This window comes from Candidatus Electronema sp. TJ, assembly GCF_048287355.1.
Taxonomy (GTDB): Bacteria; Desulfobacterota; Desulfobulbia; order Desulfobulbales; family Desulfobulbaceae; genus Electronema.
The window spans coordinates 1-6,527 of sequence record NZ_JBLWEP010000135.1; the positions used below are offsets into that span (position 1 = coordinate 1).

Genomic DNA, 6,527 nt, shown 5'->3' on the forward strand with positions numbered 1-6,527 from the left:
AGCATCACAGAATTGATGCCTGAACCTATGCCGAGCAGCGCGGCGCGCTGGCCATGCTTGAGCTTGCCCCGCTCAATGCCCATAGCCATGGTGATGGGCGCGGAGACAGAGCCGATATTGCCCAGCACGTCCAAGGTTTCGAAATTGCGGGCCGGGTCCAGATCCAAAGCGGAGAAGAGTCTGCGGGCATGAGCCTGCCCGACCTGATGGCAGAAGAAGCGGCTGACGCTTTCCCGCGTCCATCCGGTTTCCTGGAGAAAATCCTGCCAGCAGAGGGCGGCGGTCTCAATGCCTTTCTCCAGCAGCAGCTCGGAGTCGGTGGACATCAGCGTTTCTTGCTCGCAGTTCTGGCCGCCTTGGCAGAGATCGTTGTGCTTGGTGTTGGCGCGGCAGGAGCCGCCGATCAGCCTGCGGCCCGTGTCCTGCGCCTTGCGGTCGCCCATGACCAAAGCGACTGCGCCGGAGCCGATGGTCAGGGAGGCGAACGCGGGCTTGACGGTCTTGCGGGTCAAAGTTTCGTCGGCCAGCAGCTGACGCACTGTGGAGCGCACCAAATCTTCAGCAGTTTCGCAGGAGACGATCAGGCCGCGCCGGGCTTGTCCCAGCTCTATCATGTTGGCCAGCAGCACCATGCCGTTCAGGAAACCAAGGCAGGCGTTGGAGAGGTCGAATATCTGGCAGCGGTCAGGAAGGCCAAGGCTGCGGTGGACAAAGGAAGCGGTGGCCGGCTCCATCATGTCCCGGCTCACTGCGGTGAAGGCAAGGAAGTCCATGTCCGAAGGTGAAAGGCCGGAGGCCGTGAGTGCCTTGCGGGCCGCGCGGGCCGCGCCTTCACTGGGTCTGAAGCCTTCGTCCCAGAAACGGCGGCTGCGGATGCCGCTCATCAGCTCAAGTCGGCCTTCCGGCAGCTTGAGACGCTCATAGACCGGAGAGAGCTGCTGCTCCAAATCGGAGGAGGTGACAACGTTGGGCGGCAGCTCATAGCCGAAACTGTGCAGACAGACGCGGGAATATTTCATCAGAGTGTGTGCAATGGCGCATGGAAAGATTCGGGTTCATCTTTTCTGTACAACAAACAGCTGCGTCGGGCAACGAAAAAAGATTCAGCCCGCTGTGACCCGCACCCGCCTGCCGCCGCAGTCCACCACATCTCCGTCGGCGAGCTTGCGCCGCTTTCTGGTCTCCACCTCTCCGTTGACCCGCACCAGTCCCTGACTGATCAGCAGCTTGGCCTCGCCGCCGCTGGCGGCCATGTCCTCCCTTTTCAGCAGGGCGCACAGCTCGATGAAGCCGCCTGTGACCGCCGCAAAATGCTCTCCGCTCATCGCGTCTCCTGTGGTTGATGGTTTTATCTGCCAGCTTGGACATGCAGCAGGATGATGGCCGCGAAGACAGTGCTGATCAGCGCGGCGGAACATCCGGCGCATGTTCGAAGCAGGCCGTTCCAGCGGGAATGGCTGATGCCCAGGCTTTGCAGCGTCGACCAGAAGCCGTGGCTGATGTGCAGAGCCAAGGCGGCAATGCCGACGGTGTAGAGCGCGGCCAGCAAGGGGCTGGTCAATGTCCGGCTGATCCGTTCCGCCGTTGGCAGAGCTTGATCAGCAAAGCGCACTGTGGCAAGATGGAGGAGCAGAAAGGCGAGATTGGCCAGACCAGTGAAGAGCATGGTGCGCGAGGCCCAAGTCTGGCCGCCTGCGGATGCGCTGACCGCGCAACTGCGCCCTTTGGCTCTCCGGCTGCGCAGGAAGAGGCTGATGCCGGTCGCGATATGAACAAGAAGCACAGCCAGCAGCAGCAGGCTGAACGAATGCAGCAGCAGGCTGAACGAATGCAGATGCTCGGCATACGCGGACAAGGCTTCAGGGCTTTGAAAGATCAGGCTGTTGCCTGCGGCGTGAACAGCAAGAAAGCTGCCGAGCAGCAGGCCGGTCAGAGCCATGATGTATTTTCTGCCCAGCGTCGAGGCGCAGATGTGTCGGAGAAAGCGGGACATGCTGCTCTTGGCGGAATGTTGACGGAGTCAGAGTGCGAGAAATCATTGTAACCAAGATGCGGCGGTTCCGCAATTGCGGCTTTGCCTTTCCTTCTGAACGCGTCGGCTGTTTTTTATCTTGCCAGACCGCAGAGGACTCTATATAACATTACATAACGCAAGTATCTGCTTTTATCCGACCGCGCAAAAAAAAGAGGTGGCTGTCATGAAACGGAAGATGCTGCCGCAGGCCGCTGCGGTGTTGCTGCTTTTGTCAGCGGGTGCCGCGCAGGCCGCCAGCGTCATCACGACCATCGGCAGGCACCCCTTTCATCAGCCGCCGCTGCAATCTGCGGAAGACCTCAAGGCTATGCTGAGGGAGCAGCAGGATGAGATCAGGGAAGGAATGGACAAAGCAGGCAGCAGCCAGCTGCATAAGCTGCTGGAGGCCCAGTTTCCCGCCGCAGAAATCAGGGAGGCTCAGTACGAGCCGGGCACGGTGTTCCGCTGGATGCTGTTCAAACCCGACGGCAAGGGCGAGGTGAAAGCGGCCCGCGATCTCACTTGGGCTGGAGCCAAGGCGGTTGCAGGCTACGAGTTTGCCCTGATAGATCAGGACAACTGCCTGCGCCACACCTTTGCTGTGCCGAAAGGCTGCGGCAACTTGGCCCTGCTCAGCACCGAGCGTGTTCAGAACTGCCCGCCTGAGCAGGCGGAAAAAAAGATTCCAGAACCGCTGGCAGAAGAGCAGCCGTCTCCGCAGCCTCTTGTCTGCCCGGAAGCCTGTGTGACAGGACTTCTCTTGGAAGGCTGTCCGCCTGAATGTCTGCCTGAGCCGAAGACGCAGGTGCCCTGCTTGGAATGTCTGCAAAATTGCCTGCCCGCCTGTCAGGAGCATCCGAAGGATGTCGGCTGCCCGCCCTACTGCGCCGATTGCCTGAGTCAGTGCGCCCCTTGCCCGGAAGAGGACTGTCCGCCGATTACCTGCGCCGATTGCCCGCCCGAATGCGCGGCCAATCCAGATGAATGCCCTGACGAGTGCGCGGAGCTGGACTGTCCGCCGCCGCCTGCCTCATGGGAGCTGCCGCCGTTCCGCTTCCTCGGCGATGTTGGTTATTACAAGCAGACGGATCCGGCAGACTACATTTTTGGCCGCATCGGCGCGGAGTGGAGTCCTTTTGCCGCAGGCAGCCAGTTTGAGCAGGTCTCCTTCACCGGCATGATCGGCGCAGCCGCTCAGGTCAAGGGCGACGACGGCGACGACGCGCTGCTGCTGGACGTGATGGCCAACTACAACTGGCAGGCTGGCGATGTGAACGGCTGGGTTGGTCTGGGCCTGGGCGGCTGGATCACCTCCGGCGACGTGGATGACGATTCCGGCGACAGCGATCTTGACCTGATCGCCAATGTCGGTGCCCGCGTGTACGGCGATCCGCAGGCGTTCAACATCTCCGCCTTCCTGGAGATTCGGAGCGCGGTTGATGAGTTTGACGGTTTGGCCGAGTACGGACGCTTCGGCGGCGGCTTGCGGTTCAAATTCTGAAATACGGCAGGGCGCGACCGTCTGCTGACGGCAGCTTTTCTGCTTCGCTTCTCCGCCGTCTCTTGGGCTTCTTTTTTATCTTGCCAGATGGCGATGAAAATTATATAACAAGAAAAAAAATTTTACTTCTCTCAAGCGGCCTGCGTTTTTTATTGAATGCCGGGGGGGTATCGGCGGGGAGAGAAAAAGTTAACAACTGCACAAGGAGAGTTGGACGATGAAAACAAAAATGGTCCTGCAGACGGCAGCGTTGCTGCTTCTGTCAGTAGGCGTTGCTCATGCCGGGGGCAGCAAGTTTGGCAAGAAGAAGAACTGGACCTGTGATGACTGCACACCGGCATGTCTCCAGAATCCTTACGACAAAGGATGCCCGGACATCTGCAAGTCTCCTGCATGTCAGAATTCTTGCGACTCCTGCCCGGCCACCTGCAAGCAGAATCCCGGCGCACAGGGCTGCCCGGAGATATGCAGCGATGTCAAATGCCAGACCTGCACTGACTGTGCGCCTGAGTGCAAGACCAGCAACGCCCCGGCCACCTGCCCAGACATCTGCAAGGACATCAAATGCTACAGCTGCAACGACTGCACGGCTGAATGCATAGCAAACCCGGCTGGCCCGAACTGCCCGCCTGCTTCCATCTGCGGCGATCTGGAATGCAACATTTGCGACAAACTGCCTAAAAACTGTCCGGCCACCTGCAAGGACAACCCGGACGATCCGGCGAAGTGCCCGGCAGAGTGCAAAGGTGTGCCTGAGAAATGCTTAATGCCCGCCGTTGAGCAGGAAAAGGAGCCTGAAACAAAGGCTGATCTTGGACCGTTCCGCTTCCTCGGCGATGTTGGCTACTACAAGCAGACGGATCCGGCAGACTATATTTTTGGCCGCATCGGCGTGGAGTGGAGTCCTTTTGCCGCAGGCAGCCAGTTTGAGCAGGTCTCCTTCACCGGCATGATCGGCGCAGCCGCTCAGGTCAAGGGCGACGACGGCGACGACGCGCTGCTGCTGGACGTGATGGCCAACTACAACTGGCAGGCTGGCGATGTGAACGGCTGGGTTGGTCTGGGCCTGGGCGGCTGGATCACCTCCGGCGACGTGGATGACGATTCCGGCGACAGCGATCTTGACCTGATCGCCAATGTCGGTGCCCGCGTGTACGGCGATCCGCAGGCGTTCAACATCTCCGCTTTCCTGGAGATTCGGAGCGCGGTTGATGAGTTTGACGGCTTGGCCGAGTACGGACGCTTCGGCGGCGGCTTGCGGTTCAAATTCTAAACAGCAGCAGAGGACTTGCCTTCGGGCAGGCTTTTGAAGAAGAGGCGCAGGGATGCATTTTCCTGCGCCTCTTCTCATTTTCGCCGTCGAGTATCGCAGCTATTTTTTTCCGCACCGCTATGCCCTTCTCCGCCGTCATAAAGCAGGCTGTCCGCGCCGCGCTCTGGCCCTCCTTCCTCACCTTTCCGCTGCTGGTGATCAAGATCAATCCCTACGAGCGCACCGTTGCCTGGCGGTGGCAGAATTTGCTCTATGTCGCGTTGGCCACCTTTTCCGGTTCGCTGCTTGCTCAGACAGCTGCCGCCCTCAAGGCGAGAAAAAAACTCCGCGCCGCCGCACCTGCCAAAGACAGGCCGCAGCTCTTTGACAAGACGGCAGTCCGTCTGCCTGCGCTGTCTGTTCTGCTCCTGCTGGCTGCCGCCTTCCCATGGCTGGTCTCAAGCTATCAGGTCAGCATTATGATCACCGCTTTGCTGTACGTCATGCTGGGGCTGGGCCTGAATATTGTGGTTGGCATGGCCGGGCTGCTGGACTTGGGCTACGTGGCCTTCTATGCGGTCGGGGCGTATTCGTATGCCCTGCTCAACCTCCACTTCGGCATCGGCTTCTGGACAGCCCTGCCAATTGGCGGATTCTTAGCCGCGATCTTCGGCATTTTCCTTGGCTTTCCCGTGCTGCGGCTGCGCGGCGATTATTTAGCCATCGTCACCCTTGGGTTCGGCGAGATCATCCGCCTTGTCTTAGAGAACTGGACTGAATTTTCCCAAGGCCCCAGCGGCATTTCCGGCATTCCCCGGCCCGGTTTCTTCGGCATGGAGCTGTCGCTTCAGCAATCGGTCATCTATCTCTATTATCTGATGCTCGGCATGGTTGTCTTCACCATCTTGGCCACCAACCGTCTGCAACATTCGCGCATAGGCCGGGCTTGGGCGGCTCTGCGCGAGGATGAGATCGCCTGTCGGGCGATGGGCATAGACAAAACCAAGATCAAGCTGGCCGCCTTCGCCTTCGGCGCATTCTGGGCGGGCATGGCCGGGGTGCTCTTCGCGGCCAAGACCACATTTGTCAATCCTGCCTCCTTCACCTTCATGGAGTCGGCGATCATCCTCTGCATCGTGGTGCTGGGCGGCATGGGTTCCATTCCTGGCGTGATCATCGCCGCTCTGACCCTGATCCTTCTGCCCGAATACCTGCGCACCTTGGCCGACTACCGGATGCTGGCCTTTGGTGCGGCCCTTGTGCTGATGATGCGTTTCCGGCCCGGCGGACTTTTTCCGGCAGCAAGAATGCGCAGGCAGAAATGATCTGTCATTCCGGCCAAAGGGGAGGACTCTCATCAGAATCATTCTATTCTGCTCCAGCTCTGTCTCAACGAACGGGTGGCGCTTAAGGGGCAGCTTGGCTTCCCATTTTGATTTTTATGATTTTCTCAGAGCCGCAGCCGGGACAGGAAGGCAATCTGCTTGCTGCTGGCAGCAGATTAGATATCTTGCATGAATGCGACAGGGTGAAGGCACTCCGCATTTTGCGTGAGCGGCGGCGCAACAGAAAAAAGCGTTTCAGTCTCGCTTCAGCTTGACCGCAGCCGTTTATACTATGGAGCGGCAAACTGCTCACGGATAACTCATGCAGCAGGTCTGGCAAAGCCCGCAACCTGCGAACGGGCAGCCCCGTCCCCAATGTCCACATCAAACAGCATGCCTTTTGCGAATCAAAAGGCGTAGGTTTTGCCTTCCAAA

The 6,527-nt window shown here is 59.4% G+C and carries 7 protein-coding genes; 3 read left to right on the top strand and 4 right to left on the bottom strand.

All coding sequences use genetic code 11. The features are described 5' to 3' along the window. From ACNKID_RS09645 to ACNKID_RS09655, 3 genes are all read right to left on the bottom strand, one after another. Nucleotides 1-1,019, bottom strand: a 1,019-nt coding sequence (locus ACNKID_RS09645) for a 3-oxoacyl-ACP synthase III (protein ID WP_417913217.1), incomplete at its 3' end; no start/stop codon positions are given. 84 nt (nt 1,020-1,103) lie between these two features. Further along, nucleotides 1,104-1,325, bottom strand: a complete 222-nt coding sequence (locus ACNKID_RS09650) for an RNA-binding S4 domain-containing protein (protein WP_417913218.1) — start codon at nt 1,323-1,325, stop codon at nt 1,104-1,106. A 23-nt stretch (nt 1,326-1,348) separates the two neighbouring features. Beyond that, nucleotides 1,349-1,993 (bottom strand): succinate dehydrogenase cytochrome b subunit, encoded by a 645-nt coding sequence (locus tag ACNKID_RS09655; protein ID WP_417913219.1) that lies wholly within the window; start codon nt 1,991-1,993, stop codon nt 1,349-1,351. A 205-nt stretch (nt 1,994-2,198) separates the two neighbouring features. On the opposite strand from ACNKID_RS09655, the gene ACNKID_RS09660 reads away from it, so the two are divergent. The 3 genes from ACNKID_RS09660 (at nt 2,199) to ACNKID_RS09670 (ending at nt 6,092) form a co-directional block, all read left to right on the top strand. Continuing rightward, nucleotides 2,199-3,515, top strand: a complete 1,317-nt coding sequence (locus tag ACNKID_RS09660; RefSeq protein ID WP_417913220.1) for a hypothetical protein — start codon at nt 2,199-2,201, stop codon at nt 3,513-3,515. A 217-nt stretch (nt 3,516-3,732) separates the two neighbouring features. Continuing rightward, on the top strand, nt 3,733-4,788 hold the full coding sequence (locus ACNKID_RS09665; protein WP_417913221.1) for a hypothetical protein: 1,056 nt from the start codon (nt 3,733-3,735) through the stop codon (nt 4,786-4,788). Between the two features lie 119 nt (nt 4,789-4,907). Then, nucleotides 4,908-6,092 (top strand): ABC transporter permease subunit, encoded by a 1,185-nt coding sequence (locus tag ACNKID_RS09670; RefSeq protein ID WP_417913222.1) that lies wholly within the window; start codon nt 4,908-4,910, stop codon nt 6,090-6,092. Nucleotides 6,093-6,174: 82 nt separating this feature from the next. Here the strand turns inward: ACNKID_RS09670 and ACNKID_RS09675 are convergent. Then, the coding region (locus tag ACNKID_RS09675; RefSeq protein WP_417913223.1) for a hypothetical protein at nt 6,175-6,527 on the bottom strand (353 nt) is incomplete at its 5' end.